The following is a 14,501-nucleotide window of genomic DNA, read 5'->3' as shown; positions in this document are numbered from 1 at the left end:
CCGCGTCGGACGCTTGATAGTAAAACTAGCCCCGCAGTCTTGGGCAGAGCAAGCTCTTAAAATATCTATCATGGACGGTATCTGAAAGCCGAAAGGCAAGCGTCCGGTGTTTGAGGGGTGTTTTGCCGACGGAATCGCGCAGGCAGATATAACCAAACGCCGGCCTGAAATGGCGCAGTCGAATATCAAATGTGATGCTGAAGGATGACCAATGGCAGTCCCTAGGGGAATCGAACCCCTCTTTCCAGGTTGAAAACCTGGCGTCCTAACCGATAGACGAAGGGACCGCAGTTGGTGTGGCGCTTTTAGGGAAACCACGCGGGGCGCGCAAGAGGCTTTTTTCGTTTTTTGCAGGCTATTTTCAGTGGGCGGGTGCGGCGTCTTCAAGCCTTAATTGCACGGACTGGCGGCCTTGCCAGCTATTGATTTCAAGCCGCCCCGCCAGGTGGAACCGTGCCCCGTTATGATTGAGCAGCATTGGCCCGAGCGGTCCGTCCATTGCGCCGAAACTGATTCCATCAATCCGGCCGCCCAAGCCATCGCCGAAGCTGATTTTCAGATGGTTCGCGCCCACCTGTTTGGCAAAGTGGATCTGGCAATCGGGGAAGGCAAAACGCGGGGCAGGGGCGCCTGCGCCGAAAGGGCCTGCGTCCTCAATCTGGTTGATCAGGTCCACGGTGGCGGCACCGGGCATCAGGATGCCGCTAATAATGAGGTCTGCAGGGCCGATGTCAGCGGCCCCCTGTTTTGCGAGTAGGTCGCCCAAACGCGCCATGGCTTCATCGAGCTTGTCGCGCGCAACGGTCAGGCCAGCCGCCATTTTATGCCCGCCGCCTTTGATCAACAGGCCCTCTTGCGCGGTGCGCTGGATTGCGGCGCCCAGATCAACACCGGATACCGAACGGCCCGAGCCTTTGCCTTCGTCGCCATCCAACCCGATGACGATGGCGGGGCGGTTGGTGGCCTCTTTCAGGCGTGCGGCGACGATGCCCACAACACCGGGGTGCCAGCCTTCGCCTGCGGCCCAGACCAGCGGCCCGTCAAGCCCGCGTGCGGTGGCTTGCTCCAGCGCCATATCACGCACCTGCGCTTCGACCTCGCGGCGCTCTGTGTTCAACTGATCCAGTTTGGCGGCCATCGATTCGGCTTCATGCCGGTTGTCACAGGCCAAGAGCCGCGCGCCAAGGTCAGCTTTGCCGATGCGCCCGCCGGCGTTGACGCGCGGGCCCAGCAGGAACCCGAGGTGATAGCTGGTTGGTGCCTGGTCAAGCCCTGCAACATCAGCAAGAGCGGTTAAACCGATGCGGCTACGCCGTGCCATCACAGTCAGCCCTTGGCGCACAAAGGCGCGGTTCACACCGATGAGCGGGGCCACATCGGCCACGGTCGCAAGACCCACGAGATCAAGCATCGCCATAAGATCGGGGCCTTTCCGGCCTGCTTCGCGCAATTGCCGGTTGGCATCGACCAGCATCAGAAACACCACAGCCGCCGCGCAGAGATGCGCAAGATCGCCTGTCTCATCCTGCCTGTTGGGGTTCACGACCGCCACCGCATCTGGCAGCGTCTCGCCGCCCAAATGGTGGTCGAGCACGATGACATCGGCGCCTTTGGCCGCCGCAATCGGCCCATGAGAAAGCGTGCCGCAATCGACGCAGATAATCAGATCGTGGTCGCGCGCAAGGGCGGCCATGGCCTCATCATTGGGGCCGTAGCCTTCGTCAATCCGGTCGGGCACATAAAGCGTCGCTTGCTGCCCCATATCGCGCAGCCAGCAAATCAGCAGGGCCGCCGAGGTGCCGCCATCCACATCATAGTCGGCGAAAATGGCGATGCGTTCGTTCTTGTCCAGCGCCTGCAAAAAACGCTTTGTTGCCGCATCCATGTCTTTCAGAACGCGCGGGTCCGGCAAAAGGTCACGCAAGGTCGGCGCAAGAAAGCCGGGGGCGTCCTGTGCGCTGACACCGCGCCGCACCAGCAGACGGCAAAGCGGGGCGGGCAGGCCAGTTTCCTGGGCCATCGCCTCTGACAGCCGGTCTTCTTCCACGCTGGGACCAACCCAGCGCCGACCCGTCGCAGAGACAGTCACATTCAAAAATGCGGGTTTATCTTGGGGTGTATTCATTATCTGACACACTATGCGGTGTGCCAGCGTTTGGCCACGGCTTCCTGCGCGTCGTGGCCAAAAATCCGCGTCTAGCTGGTTGGGTTGCGGTAAATCATACGCCGCACCGATCCGGTCTTGGAGCGCATCAGGATCGTTTCGGCAGTCACAAAGCCGACCTCGCGCTTGATGCCCGGCACGAGCGATCCGTCGGTCACACCGGTCGCGGCAAAGATCACATCGCCTGTCACCATGTCGTCGCGGGTATAGACGCGGTCGAAATTGGTGATGCCTGCTTTCTTGGCGCGGCCACGTTCGTCATCGTTGCGGAACAGCAAACGGCCAAAGATCTGCCCACCCATGCATTTCAGTGCGGCTGCGGCCAGAACACCTTCTGGCGCCCCGCCGGAACCCATATACATATCAATGCCGGTCACGTCGGGTTCGGCGCAATGCATCACACCGGCCACGTCACCGTCAGTGATCAAACGGATTGCGGCACCGGTGCTGCGGATTTCCGCGATCATGTCTTCGTGGCGCGGGCGTTCCAGTACACAGACGGTGATATCGTTGGTCGAACAGCCTTTGGCGGCGGCGAGCGCCGAGACACGCTCGGAGGGGGACATATCAAGGGTCACAACGCCGGGGCGCAGGCCGGGGCCGACAGCGAGCTTGTCCATATAGACGTCAGGCGCGTGCAGCATCGACCCGCGCGGTCCCATCGCAATCACGGCCAGCGCGTTGGGCATGTCTTTTGCGGTCAGTGTCGTGCCTTCCAGCGGATCAAGGGCGATATCCACGCCGGGGCCGTTGCCAGTGCCCACTTCTTCACCGATGAACAGCATGGGCGCCTCGTCGCGTTCGCCCTCGCCGATGACCACGACGCCTGCGATATCCAGCTTGTTCAACTGGGTGCGCATGGCATCTACCGCGGCCTGATCTGCCGCCTTCTCGTCGCCGCGTCCGATCAGTGGTGTGCAGGCGATAGCCGCAGCCTCGGAGACGCGGGCGAGGCCCAGAGACAGGTTGCGGTCGTTGAAATCAAGTGCGGCGGGCATCAGAAAAGTCCTTTTGTAACTTACCCCACCTAAAGCCTGTCCGCGCGCGGGCTACAAGACTGTTTGCGCTAAACCGCCTCGATGCGGATTGCGACAGGGGTGCCGCTGACCACGCCGGTGGATTTGAAATCGGAAAGCGCCTCTTCCAATGCGGTCCGTGTCGTCTTGTGGGTGACGATCAGAACGGGTGCTGTTGTGTCCGTGTGGTCATACTGGCGCATCCGATCGATCGAAATGCCTGCTTCGCCCAAGGCGTGCGCAACTTTTGCCAACGCCCCCGGTTTGTCGAGCAGTTTCAGGCGCAAGTAATAAGGAGCGGGCACAGCGGCGCGCGCGGCGCGTGCTTTGCGCAGGGTGTTCGCGGGCTGGCCAAAGGTCGAGATGCGGCATCCGCGCGCGATATCCATCACATCGCCCATGACCGCACTTGCAGTGGGGCCTTCGCCCGCGCCAGGGCCGCGCAGAACGATCTGGTTGACCGCGTCACCTTCGAGCACGACCATATTGGTGCCGCCCTGCAACTGGCCAAGGGGTGATGTGTCGGGAACAAGACAGGGTGACATCCGTTGTTCCAGCCCACGTCCGGTCATCTGGGCCACACCCAGGAGTTTGATCTTAAAGCCCATGTCGGCGGCCTGATGGATGTCCTCGATGGTCACCGAACCGATCCCTTCAAGCTCGACCGAGTCGAAATCAACCTGCGTGCCGAAGGCAATAGACGCCAGAAGCGCGAGTTTGTGACCCGCATCAATGCCGCCTACGTCCAATTCGGGATCGGCTTCGAGATAGCCGAGTTGGTTGGCCTCTTCAAAGACCGCCTCATAGCTGAGCCCCGCATCTTCCATGCGGGTCAGGATGTAGTTGCAGCTGCCGTTCATCACGCCCATGACGCGGGTGATTTCATTGCCCGCGAGGCCCTCGGTCAGGGATTTGACTACGGGGATGCCCCCAGCGACAGCCGCTTCAAAGCGGATCACATGGCCCGCGGCCTCGGCCGCTTCAGCGAGCGCCTGGCCGTGGATGGCGAGCAAGGCCTTGTTGGCGCTGACAATATCCTTGCCGCTGGCAATGGCCGCTTCGGTTGCATCTTTGGCAGGGCCTTCGTGGCCGCCCATCACTTCGATGAAAAGATCAATGTCGTCACGTTTTGCAAGGGTAACGGGGTCGTCCTCCCAAGCATAGGCCGACAGATCCACGCCGCGATCCTTGGTTTTGGACCGTGCCGAAACAGCGGTGATTTCAACAGGGCGGCCTGCGCGCAGCGCCAGCAGCGCGCTATGTTTCTGCACAATCCGGACAATGCCTACACCCACGGTGCCAAGTCCCGCGATTCCAAGGCGAAGTGGTGTTGTCATCTGTATGAATCCATCGTTGTGCTGTGTCAGCACGGGTCTAGCGAAAGCGCGCGGCTACTGCAACGCGGCGATATCAATCTGGCGCAGTTGTGCTGCGCGGGCCTGCAATGCCGCGATACGGGCCTGTAAATCTGCGTTTTCGGAACCGGAAACGGGCGGCAGTGAGGGAAGTTGTGTCAATGTGGGATACGGGGCCTGCCTTGCGGCATCATTGACCGTGCCGTCCAGCGCGGGAAATGTGGCGCAGGCGGGGATCAGCAGAAAGGGAAGGAGCCAAAGGTGACGCATGATGGCCACCATACCTGTGGTCGTAGGGCGGGGGCAACTGCCGATGAGGGGTTTCCAAATGAACAAGCGTTCAGTTAAATGGCTGGTATGGCACGCAAGCAAGGTTCCCACTCTGATATTACCGGCCCAAGGGTGCGCGCTGCGGCGTTGCGACTGATTGCACGACACGGCTATGCGGCGGTGTCGATGCGCCAGATCGCGGCGGAAGTCGGTATTCAGGCGGGCGCGCTTTACAACTACACGCCCGACAAACAGACGCTTTTGTTCGACCTGATGCAGGGTCATATGACTGATCTACTGGCCGCGCTGGAAGCGGCTGATTTGCAGGGCAACAGTCTTGCGCGGCTGGAAGGGTTCACACGGTTTCATATCCGGTTTCATCTGCCGCGCCCCGATCAGGTGTTTGTGTCCTATATGGAACTCCGCAACCTGACGGATGAGAATTTCGCAGCCGTCGAGGCGCTGCGGCGAGCCTATGAGGATGTACTTGAAAGCATCCTCCGGGATGGCGAAGCAGAGGGCGTTTTCGCCGTGCCTGATCCGCGCATTACCACAATGGCGCTGATTGCGATGCTGACAGGGATCAGCAATTGGTATCGTGCAGGCGGGCGGCTTGAGAGCGACAAAATTGAAGCGATCTACTGGGACATGGTTCGCCGTGCCGTGACAGCCTCTGCAAGGTAGGATAAGGCCTCTGCAGTCACGGAGACAAATCATGTTCGAACCAGATGAAAACGGGGTTCTTGCGGTCGTAGAGGCCTCGCCTGCGCGCCGCATTTTTGCCTATGGTGTCCTGTTCGGCTTAGGGGCGCTGGTGGTCTATCTGACGCTGGTGCACCCTCCTGCGTTTCACTGGATGGTGTTTATGCTGGTGTTCGGCGTGCTGATGCTCTGGCAGGCAGAACGGCTCCGCCGTGCGACCCATGTTACCATCACGCTGACAGAAACAGAGTTGCGCGATAGTACCGGCACCGTTCTTGCGCGGATTGACGACATTCGCAGCGTTGATCGGGGTGTTTTTGCGTTTAAGCCGTCAAACGGGTTTACCTTGGTGCTGCGCAGTAAAAAGCCCCGCGCATGGCTGCCGGGGCTTTGGTGGCGCTTTGGGCGCCGTGTTGGTGTGGGTGGGGTGACGAACGCAGGTCAATCCAAATTCATGGCTGAGCGGATCAGCATGATGATCAAGGATTAACCTGGTCCGCAGAGCGAGTTTCCGTTGTTCTGCTGAAAGCAAAGCCTTACGCCACGTGGGCGGATGATCATGTCGCTCGTGAATGTCAGGTCTTCCAGATTGGTCACAGTGAAAGGGCCCAAACCGATATTGAAAGGCGCGTCATATTCTGTGCGTGTCTCAATATAGATGTTCTGATCAAAATTATCCATCGGCGGCAGGCGGCCTTCTGCTCTGAGAACATCAAGGTCAGCAGTTCTCAAGTTTTCCGCGAAGCCATCGCCGCGTCTGCGCGACCAAACAACTTGGAACTCATCTTCACTCTGGTTGTATGTGTAGACCGTCACCCTGTAATCTGGGTTGCTTTCTTCAAATGTCAGCGTTTGCAGAACACTTCGCGCACTGTTCAAAAAAGTGTTATTGACAGTGTCCTCGCGGCTGAACATTTCGGCGAGCGTGATCGTCGCGCGGACGGAGTTCGTTTCGACACGGAATACGTCAAAGTAGACAAATGTTGACAAAAAGACCCATAGCAGGATCGGGACAACGAGCAGCAGTTCAATCGCCATTGAACCGCGTTCGTCATCGCGAAAAGCCCGGAGAAGTGATGAAATGCTCTTCATGGTTAATCGTTCCGGAAAGGTTCGACGACAAATGCGCCCGTTGCAATCAATGCATAGGATTCACCAGCAGCTGAATCGCCTGCATTCGCTTCGATAAAGGCCTTGCCCAGGGCAGATGATGGCAAGAAGGGGTCAATGCGGATGCAAGCCCGCAAGAACATCAGTTCATTGTTGCCTGTCGGATCAATTGTTCCGCCATAATCCGCGTCAAGATCACCCCGATCGACGCAGCGTACTTCCGCGTCAAGCGCAACCCAAGCAGTCCTTGGGTCACGCTGCTCCAGTTCGATTTCGAGCTGTCGGATGCAGTCCGGCAATATGCGGGCCGCGCTACAGATCCGTGCACGCAGGTTATCCCGGTCCGGGTTTGTGATGACGCCGATGCGTATCTCGCGGACAGTGACGTCAACACCATGTTCTAGCATCACTTGCCGTGCAGAGTAGACCCCTGACTCATATGTCATCAGGAAAAACCCGAAGAACACGGGAAACACCAGCACAATTTCGATCGACGCGGTTCCGCGTTCGTCTTTCAAGAAATGTTGGAGCAGAGTTTTCATCGCGAACGATCCCATTACAATGCCAGACGCAACGCTGTGATCTGCTCTGCAATCTTCCGGAAAATCTCGTCCAGTCCAGGTTCGCCCGGATCATTCGTGATCGTCGACCGGAATGCATTACCCTCTTTGCTGGCGCAATCTGTCATGGTCTCGTTGAAAAGACCCATTGAGATTGTATAGACCTCGGTCACTTGATTTCCGGCCAGTTCACAGATGTCACTCAGTTTTTCATTGAGGTCTTCTTCGCTACCGATCGTTTCCGTGATGTTGTTGGTGTACCAGACGCACGTCCCATTCTGGTAACAGCCATAACTTGCAGTTGTTGTAGGATCGTCGTCAATGCGAGGGTAATAATTTGCCGGAGTTTCGGACAATCCGAGACGTTCGTCATATTCATCATAACGTTCAGGCAGTATCCGTTGCGATGAAACTGTTTCACCATCCGTCATGATCACCACGTATTTCGAGGTTGTACGGTCGGTGTATTCGGCGGGCCTTCTGCCACGGAATGCGTCATCGACGGTCTGAATTCTGCCGATCAGGTCACGCATTGACGGATCCAACAATGAAACGCCCCACTTCATCCCCCGATGAATCGACGTATTTTCAGTCGGATAGTAAGAGTTGATGGCAGCCTGCAATTCGTCAATATCCTGTGACATCAGTATGATCCCGTGCGACTCTTCAGGAGAACACGGCTCTCTTACAAAATCACCCTGCGATTCGCTCTGTAGGCTGGAGTCGAAACGCGATCGTCCAACCGGACGTGAGTAAAAATCCACCCATTCGACTTGTTCGTAAACGCGGGCCGTATCAAAAGTCAGCGTTTCATATTCGTCGTCCTCGAATGTCACGCAGCGGGAAGGGTTTGTGTAAACGTCAAAACCACCAGCCCACTCCACATTCACAGGCTGATCCCAAGGTGCCTGCAGCCTGGCCCCTTCGGTGCCCGCTGGCACTTCATTGCCGTCTGCATCGACCCAAATATACTCTGGCGGGGCCGAGTAACCATCTTCGAGCGAGCTGAACGAACTGCCAATGACGTTATTTTCATTCATCGAGTCAGGCGTCGTTCTTAGCGCCATGTAAAGGTCGTTACCAAGCCGGACATGCTGTGAATAGGCAATCAGATTGATTGAAATGCGGTCCTCATATTCAGGAAGCAAAAGGTCTTCAACAAACTGGTTTGCAGCTTGCTGAAGGAAGAACATCCGTGTCCGCGTTCCTTCAAAGGTCTCGATATTACCATCCGCATCGCGAATAGGGTCACCATCTGCATTTCGGCGATAGATATTTCCGGTCATCGAACTCCCCATGGAGCCGGAAATATCGAGAACGAGAGACACTTCAACGTTGCCGGTCCCTTCGACAGCACTTGCGGTAGCTGGTGCCGTTAAGGTGTCCATACCGATCAGACGCAAATAGAAGGTGTCCATATTGATCGCGGAGGAGAGCCGGATTTCACTTCCGTTTGCAGTTTTCTCGACGAATGGCTCACCGACGATCGCATCCGCATAACCTTCAGCGGTGAAGAAATCGGTCAGAACAGCGCTTGCATCGCGTTGTTGGTTCAGGTTTGCAGCAGCAAGAACGGCGCGGTCCGAAACGCTTTGCAGCTTGGTCCGTTCGGCTTCAAAGCGCATGAAATCGACAGCCATACCACCGACGACCAGCATCGATATCAGCAGCAGAAGCGTCAAGACAATCAGTCCGCCGTCCTCGTCTTTCTTGAACTGTCGGATGAAAGCGAGTTGTTCAACATAGGCGCGGCGCGCCTTTTGCAACTTTTCCAATTTGTTTTCACGGTTCTTAAATTTCAGCATCATCGGATCCCCAGGCGTTCGGCGCAAAAAATGGCGCTGGCAGACTTAAACTCAGAGTTGGTACCATATTCAACATTTTGATGTGGCAAAAAAATGACGTGGTGCCGTGGTGTGGGCAAAGCACCACTTATTTGCTGATACAGTGCTATGTTTCAGAGTGCACTGTAATTTTTTCGGAAACAGTTGGCCAAAGTGTGAAGCCAAAAGACCACAAAATGAGCAATAAATCTACATTGCTTATGGCGCGACTGACCGGGCAGCGAATCGATTTCACCTGAAAATTAGGGGTGTTGGAACCGAGCCTTGCCGGGCGCGGACGTGGTTTTTGCCGTGCCTGCGCTCTGAGGGTCGCGGGTAGATGTTGCTGCGTCGAAAAGAGGATATGCAACCGGTCTGCCCCCTTGTTAGGCTCGTCCAGAACCAGAGAGGATGCGGCATGGGATATTCCGGCTTTCGCGTGATCAAAGAGGGGCTGTTCGGCCAGAAAGGCTGGAAACCCGTTTGGCGCGATCCCGCACCGAAAGCGGCGTATGACGCGGTGATCATCGGTGGTGGCGGGCATGGGCTTTCGACCGCGTTTTATCTGGCCAAAGAGCACGGAATGACCAATATTGCCGTGCTGGAAAAGGGCTATATCGGCGGCGGCAATGTGGGGCGGAATACGACCATTGTGCGCGCGAATTACTTTCTGCCCGGCAACTCCGAGTTCTACTCCCATTCGCTGAAAATGTGGGAAACACTGGAGCAGGAGTTGAACTACAACGTCATGCATTCGCAGCGCGGGTTGATCAATCTGTTCCATTCCGACGGCCAGCGCGATGCCTTTGCGCGCCGGGGCAATGCGATGATCAACCAGGGTGATGATGCGATCCTGCTGGACCAGGACGGCGTGCGCGCACATCTGCCCTATCTTGATTTCGACAACGTGCGTTTCCCGATCTATGGCGGCCTTTACCACCCGCGCGGTGGCACGGCGCGCCATGATGCGGTCGCCTGGGGCTATGCGCGCGGCGCGGATCAGCGGGGCGTGGATATCATCCAGAATTGCGAGGTCACGGGCATTGATATCGAAGGCGGCGTCGTGAAAGGCGTGCAAACCACGCGCGGGGCGATCAGGGCCAAGAAAGTGGGCATTGTAGTGGCCGGACGCTCAAGCCAGGTGGCAGCGATGGCGGGGATGCGATTGCCCATAGAAAGCCATGTTTTACAGGCCTTTGTGACCGAGGGGCTAAAGCCTGTGATCGACCATGTTGTCAGTTTCGGGATGGGCCATTTCTACATCAGCCAGTCGGATAAGGGCGGGTTGGTTTTTGGCGGCGATATTGATTTTTACGCCTCGTATGCCGCACGGGGCAACCTGCCGATGAAAGAGCATGTGATGGATGCGGCGATGACCCTGATGCCGATGATCGGCAAGGCAAAGGTGCTGCGGTCCTGGGGCGGAATCATGGATATGACGCCGGATGGATCGCCCATTATCGACAAGACGCCGACGGAGGGGCTCTTTATCGATTGTGGCTGGTGTTACGGCGGGTTCAAGGCTGTACCCGGATCGGGGTTCAGCTTTGCGCATCTGATGGCGACCGGTCAGCATCACGCGCCTGCGGCAAAGTTCCGGTTGGACCGCTTCCGCACCGGTGCGGGCTTGATGGATGAAGAGGGCACGGGCTCTCAGCACAACCTGCACTAGAGGCTGGCGTGCGAGTTTTGAGTATTTATGGCAAGATGATGGGATGCGCATAGCATGAGGATCACATGTCCCAATTGCGGCGAACGTGACCGCAGGGAATTCTACTATCAGGGTGATGCTGTGGCGTTGTTGCGTCCTGCACCTGATGCGGGGTCGGAAGCCTGGGATGATTATTTGCACAACCGCGATAATACCGCGGGCGATATACGCGACCTGTGGTTTCATGAGGCGGGGTGCGGGGCTTGGGTGGTGGTCACCCGGAACACGGTGACCCATGCGGTGCTTGAGACCGCTTTGGCCGAACGGTCGCCCAGATGAGACTGCAAGCCCCTGAGCACACGGTTGATTTCACCTTCGACGGGCGGCGGATCAGAGGCGTGCCGGGCGAACCTGTCGCGGCGGCGCTCTTGGCCAACGGGATCAAGCTGGTGGCGCGGTCGTTCAAGTATCACCGCCCGCGCGGGGTGATGTCGGCGGGGTCAGAGGAACAGAACGCGTTGGTCACCGTAGGGCGCGGCGCGCAGGCCGAACCGAACGTGCGGGCGACCACGCTGGAGGTGGCCGCGGGGCTCGAGGTCTGGTCCCAGAACGCCTGGCCGTCGCTGCGCTATGATGTGATGGCGGTGAACGACTTTGTCGCGCCGTTCCTAGCTGCGGGCTTTTATTACAAGACTTTCATGTGGCCGCGCAGTTTCTGGGAAAAGCTTTACGAGCCCGTGATCCGGCGTGCCGCCGGACTGGGGGCGTTGAGTGGCGCGCATAATGCGGACACCTACGAGAAGGGCTTTGCCTTTTGTGATGTGCTTGTCATTGGCGCGGGACCGGCGGGGCTGATGGCGGCTTTGACTGCCGCGCGCGCGGGCGCCGATGTGATCCTTGCGGATGAAGATACCGCCATGGGTGGTCGGTTGCTGCGCGAGCACGAGCAGATCGACAGCAGACCCGCCAGGGAGTGGGTGGCCGAGGTGCTGGCGGAACTTGATGCGATGCCGAATGTCCGACTAATGACCCGCACAACGGTCACGGGGGCCTATGACCAGGGTACCTATGGCGCGCTTGAGCATGTCGCGGGGCCGCGTATGCCGGATAAACCGGTGGCGTGTTTTTGGCGCATCGTGGCCAAACGGGCGATCCTGTGCGCTGGTGCTTTGGAGCGTCCAATTGCCTTTCCCAACAACGACCGGCCCGGGATCATGATGGCGAGCGCCGTGCGCTCCTATGTCAATCGCTGGGGCGTAGTTCCCGGCAATGCCGTCGCGGTCTTTGGCAATAATGATGATGTCTACCTTACAGCCCGTGATCTGGTGGTGGCCGGTGTAAAGGTGGTTGCTGTGATTGATAGCCGTGACGGCGAGGCTGTCGTGACGGATAATCGTCACGATGTGACACTTGGCGGTGACTATCCCGTTTACACTAATGCGCAGGTGACCGGGACGCGGGGCCGTCATGCACTGCAAAGCATCACGATCAGCCACAAAGGTGGTACGCGGACGATCAAGGCGGACTGTCTGGCGGTCTCGGGGGGCTGGAACCCGACGGTGCATCTGACCTGTCATATGAACGGGCGGCCCACATGGAATGAAGAGATCGCGTCTTTTGTGCCGACACCTGACAGTGTTCCGGGGCTGGTGACAGCGGGGGCCTGCAACGGGACGTTCAGCACGGCAGGATGTTTGATCGAAGCGGCAGAGGTGGCGGCGCAGGTTGCAGGGGGCCTTGGGTTGAAACCCAAGGTGACGGTCCCTGTTGCTGATGATGTGGCCTATTCTGTCACGCCGCTTTGGGCTGTGCCCGGCAAAGGGCGCAAATGGATTGATTTCCAGAACGATGTTCATGTGAAGGATATCAAGCTGGCCGCGCAGGAGAACTTCCGCTCGGTCGAGCATATGAAGCGCTATACGACGCAAGGGATGGCACCGGATCAGGGCAAGTCGTCGAATGTGGTTGCCCTTGCGGTCCTGGCGGATGCCACCGGCAGGGGCATCCCCGAGACAGGCACGACCACGTTCCGCCCGCCTTATGTGCCTGTGCCGATTGCCGCGATGGGGGCGGGCAGTCAGGGCAAGGGATTTGCGCCGCAGCGGTTCACGACGTCGCATCAGGCCAGTGTCGCGCAGGGTGCGCCGATGATCGCGGCAGGGCTCTGGTATCGTCCGAGCTATTTCCCGTTGAAAGATGAAAGCCATTGGCGACAGTCCTGTGACCGCGAAGTGGGCTATGTGCGCAATGCGGTGGGGGTCTGTGATGTGTCGACCCTTGGCAAGATCGACATTCAGGGACCGGATGCCGCCGCACTTCTGGATTTTGTCTATATCAACACGTTTTCGACCCTGAAGGTCGGGCGTGTGCGCTACGGGTTGATGCTGCGCGAGGACGGTCATGTCATGGATGACGGCACCACGGCGCGCTTGGGCGAGATGCATTTTGTGATGACGACAACCACCGCTGCGGCCGGTCAGGTGATGCGGCATCTGGCGTTTGTCTTGCAGGTTCTGCGTCCTGATCTGGATGCCAAGGTGATCTCGGTCACCGAGCAGTGGGCGCAGTTTGCGGTGGCAGGGCCGCAGGCGCGCACACTTCTCAATACAGTTCTGGATCAAGAGATTGATGATGACAGTTGGCCGTTCATGGCCTGTGGCGCGGTCCGCGTCGGCGGGGTCGCGGGGCGTTTGTTCCGGATCTCGTTTTCGGGCGAACATGCCTATGAGATTGCGGTCCCGGCGCGTTATGGTGAGAGCTTCTTTCGCATCCTCGTGGCGCAGGCAGAAGTGCTGGGTGGCGGGCCCTACGGGATGGAAGCCCTCAATGTGCTGCGCATCGAGAAGGGGTTTATCACGCATGCCGAAATGCACGGGCGCACGACCGCATATGATCTCGGGATGGAACGGATGATCAGCGCCCAAAAGGACTGTATCGGCAAGGCCGCGGCGGCCCGTCCGGGCCTTCTTGGCGCCGAACGGCAGCAATTGGTGGGCTTGCGTGCCAAAGGTGCCGATCACGCGCTAACCGCCGGGGCGCATTTGTTTGCACGCGCGGCCGCCGAGACGCGGGAGAATAGCCAGGGGTATGTGACCTCGGTGTGTTATTCGCCGACGTTTGGCACCTATCTTGCTTTGGGCTTTCTGGAGAATGGCCGTGCCCGCCACGGCGAGGTGATCAAACTGCGTGATCATTTGCGGGGGATCAGTGAAGAGGTGACGGTCTGCGATCCTGTTTTCTTCGATCCAACCGGAGGGCGTGCCCGTGGCTGATCTGATTGCATTGACGCCCTGTGCGGGGCTGTTGCCGCTGGCCCATGGTCGTGTCGAAGCGGTGGAGGTCTTGCCCGTGCGATTGACGTCTGTTGCACCCTTTGCGGGACAGGAGGCGGCGGTATCGGCGCAATTGGAAGCGCAAGCCGGGGCAGGGTTTGCAGCGCCCAACCGCCGAAGTGGGGCCGTGACGTGGTTCGGGCATGGTACTTGGATGGTGGCTGTGGATGTGGTGTTGGGCGGGGCTGCTGTGACGGATCAGAGTGATGCTTTTGCCGTGGTGCAAATGTCAGGGGCGCGGGCCGAGGATGTCCTGGCGCGGCTGGTGCCGGTTGATTTGCGCGGGAAGGTCTTCAAAACAAATCATGTGGCCAAGACGATGTTGGGGCACATGGCGGTGACGGTCATCCGTACGGGTCCTGACAGTTTCGAGATCATGGCGATGCGGTCGATGGCCAAAACTTTGGTGCATGACATTGAGGTGGCGATGCGGGCGGTGGCGTTCCGCTAGGCGCGCCGTTGGAATGCCTCCGGCGGAAGTTTGATTGGACATGGAAAGTCCCGAGGTGTTGGGCCAT

The 14,501-nt window shown here is 58.4% G+C and carries 13 protein-coding genes and 1 tRNA gene; 6 read left to right on the top strand and 8 right to left on the bottom strand.

The annotated features are described in order from the left end of the window. Positions 1 to 212: 212 nt before the first annotated feature. The 5 genes from B0B09_RS07670 to B0B09_RS07650 all read right to left on the bottom strand — a co-directional run bounded on the left by B0B09_RS07670 (position 213) and on the right by B0B09_RS07650 (position 4,805). Positions 213 to 287 (bottom strand) — tRNA-Glu (locus tag B0B09_RS07670). 74 nt (positions 288 to 361) lie between these two features. Then, positions 362 to 2,125, bottom strand: coding sequence for a single-stranded-DNA-specific exonuclease RecJ (gene recJ / locus B0B09_RS07665; protein ID WP_076659071.1), 1,764 nt, complete (start codon positions 2,123 to 2,125; stop codon positions 362 to 364). 71 nt (positions 2,126 to 2,196) lie between these two features. Continuing rightward, a complete protein-coding gene (gene glpX, locus B0B09_RS07660; RefSeq protein ID WP_076659070.1) occupies positions 2,197 to 3,162 on the bottom strand; it encodes a class II fructose-bisphosphatase in 966 nt (321 codons plus the stop codon). 68 nt (positions 3,163 to 3,230) lie between these two features. Next, positions 3,231 to 4,517, bottom strand: a complete 1,287-nt coding sequence (locus B0B09_RS07655; RefSeq protein ID WP_055294579.1) for a homoserine dehydrogenase — start codon at positions 4,515 to 4,517, stop codon at positions 3,231 to 3,233. Positions 4,518 to 4,571: 54 nt separating this feature from the next. Further along, the gene (locus B0B09_RS07650) at positions 4,572 to 4,805 is read right to left on the bottom strand and encodes a hypothetical protein (protein WP_076659849.1); all 234 of its coding nucleotides are present in this window, start codon (positions 4,803 to 4,805) and stop codon (positions 4,572 to 4,574) included. 87 nt (positions 4,806 to 4,892) lie between these two features. Here B0B09_RS07650 and B0B09_RS07645 point away from each other — a divergent pair, with 87 nt between their 5' ends. Together B0B09_RS07645 and B0B09_RS07640 are read left to right on the top strand one after the other, a co-directional pair. Next, positions 4,893 to 5,489 carry a TetR/AcrR family transcriptional regulator gene (locus B0B09_RS07645; protein ID WP_076659848.1) on the top strand — a complete coding sequence of 199 codons (597 nt, stop codon included), beginning with the start codon at positions 4,893 to 4,895 and terminating at the stop codon, positions 5,487 to 5,489. 31 nt (positions 5,490 to 5,520) lie between these two features. Continuing rightward, positions 5,521 to 5,997, top strand: a complete 477-nt coding sequence (locus B0B09_RS07640) for a hypothetical protein (protein WP_076659069.1) — start codon at positions 5,521 to 5,523, stop codon at positions 5,995 to 5,997. Here B0B09_RS07640 and B0B09_RS07635 read toward each other — a convergent pair. From B0B09_RS07635 to B0B09_RS07625, 3 genes are read right to left on the bottom strand one after another with little or no spacing between them, the layout of a single operon-like run. Beyond that, positions 5,994 to 6,599 (bottom strand): TadE/TadG family type IV pilus assembly protein, encoded by a 606-nt coding sequence (locus B0B09_RS07635; RefSeq protein ID WP_076659068.1) that lies wholly within the window; start codon positions 6,597 to 6,599, stop codon positions 5,994 to 5,996. The genes B0B09_RS07640 and B0B09_RS07635 overlap by 4 nt on opposite strands. 2 nt (positions 6,600 to 6,601) lie before the next feature. Next, complete coding sequence (locus B0B09_RS07630; protein WP_242654360.1) at positions 6,602 to 7,159, bottom strand: TadE/TadG family type IV pilus assembly protein; 558 nt, start codon at positions 7,157 to 7,159, stop codon at positions 6,602 to 6,604. A 14-nt stretch (positions 7,160 to 7,173) separates the two neighbouring features. Beyond that, positions 7,174 to 8,985, bottom strand: a complete 1,812-nt coding sequence (locus tag B0B09_RS07625) for a TadE/TadG family type IV pilus assembly protein (RefSeq protein ID WP_076659066.1) — start codon at positions 8,983 to 8,985, stop codon at positions 7,174 to 7,176. 433 nt (positions 8,986 to 9,418) lie between these two features. On the opposite strand from B0B09_RS07625, the gene B0B09_RS07620 reads away from it, so the two are divergent. Genes B0B09_RS07620 through B0B09_RS07605 form a run of 4 tightly spaced genes read left to right on the top strand, consistent with a single transcriptional unit; the run spans position 9,419 to position 14,434 of the window. After that, positions 9,419 to 10,672 carry a sarcosine oxidase subunit beta family protein gene (locus tag B0B09_RS07620; RefSeq protein WP_076659065.1) on the top strand — a complete coding sequence of 418 codons (1,254 nt, stop codon included), beginning with the start codon at positions 9,419 to 9,421 and terminating at the stop codon, positions 10,670 to 10,672. 54 nt (positions 10,673 to 10,726) lie between these two features. Then, on the top strand, positions 10,727 to 10,990 hold the full coding sequence (locus B0B09_RS07615) for a sarcosine oxidase subunit delta (protein ID WP_076659064.1): 264 nt from the start codon (positions 10,727 to 10,729) through the stop codon (positions 10,988 to 10,990). Next, positions 10,987 to 13,923: a sarcosine oxidase subunit alpha family protein gene (locus B0B09_RS07610; protein ID WP_076659063.1), complete on the top strand. Its 2,937-nt coding sequence runs from the start codon at positions 10,987 to 10,989 to the stop codon at positions 13,921 to 13,923. Before B0B09_RS07615 ends, B0B09_RS07610 begins: the two co-directional genes overlap by 4 nt. Beyond that, complete coding sequence (locus B0B09_RS07605) at positions 13,916 to 14,434, top strand: sarcosine oxidase subunit gamma (protein ID WP_076659062.1); 519 nt, start codon at positions 13,916 to 13,918, stop codon at positions 14,432 to 14,434. Before B0B09_RS07610 ends, B0B09_RS07605 begins: the two co-directional genes overlap by 8 nt. The last annotated feature ends 67 nt before the right edge of the window (positions 14,435 to 14,501 follow it).

Source organism: Yoonia rosea (genome assembly GCF_900156505.1).
Classification (GTDB): domain Bacteria; phylum Pseudomonadota; class Alphaproteobacteria; order Rhodobacterales; family Rhodobacteraceae; genus Yoonia; species Yoonia rosea.
Note: the sequence above shows the minus strand (reverse complement) of the source record. Positions and strands in the feature narration are given on the sequence as shown.

Coding starts and splice junctions, on each gene's coding strand:
- recJ (WP_076659071.1), bottom strand. CDS start 2,125: ATGAATACACCCCAAGATAAACCCGCATTTTTGAATGTGACTGTCTCT.
- glpX (WP_076659070.1), bottom strand. CDS start 3,162: ATGCCCGCCGCACTTGATTTCAACGACCGCAACCTGTCTCTGGGCCTC.
- B0B09_RS07655 (WP_055294579.1), bottom strand. CDS start 4,517: ATGACAACACCACTTCGCCTTGGAATCGCGGGACTTGGCACCGTGGGT.
- B0B09_RS07650 (WP_076659849.1), bottom strand. CDS start 4,805: ATGCGTCACCTTTGGCTCCTTCCCTTTCTGCTGATCCCCGCCTGCGCC.
- B0B09_RS07645 (WP_076659848.1), top strand. CDS start 4,893: ATGGCACGCAAGCAAGGTTCCCACTCTGATATTACCGGCCCAAGGGTG.
- B0B09_RS07640 (WP_076659069.1), top strand. CDS start 5,521: ATGTTCGAACCAGATGAAAACGGGGTTCTTGCGGTCGTAGAGGCCTCG.
- B0B09_RS07635 (WP_076659068.1), bottom strand. CDS start 6,599: ATGAAGAGCATTTCATCACTTCTCCGGGCTTTTCGCGATGACGAACGC.
- B0B09_RS07630 (WP_242654360.1), bottom strand. CDS start 7,159: ATGAAAACTCTGCTCCAACATTTCTTGAAAGACGAACGCGGAACCGCG.
- B0B09_RS07625 (WP_076659066.1), bottom strand. CDS start 8,985: ATGATGCTGAAATTTAAGAACCGTGAAAACAAATTGGAAAAGTTGCAA.
- B0B09_RS07620 (WP_076659065.1), top strand. CDS start 9,419: ATGGGATATTCCGGCTTTCGCGTGATCAAAGAGGGGCTGTTCGGCCAG.
- B0B09_RS07615 (WP_076659064.1), top strand. CDS start 10,727: ATGAGGATCACATGTCCCAATTGCGGCGAACGTGACCGCAGGGAATTC.
- B0B09_RS07610 (WP_076659063.1), top strand. CDS start 10,987: ATGAGACTGCAAGCCCCTGAGCACACGGTTGATTTCACCTTCGACGGG.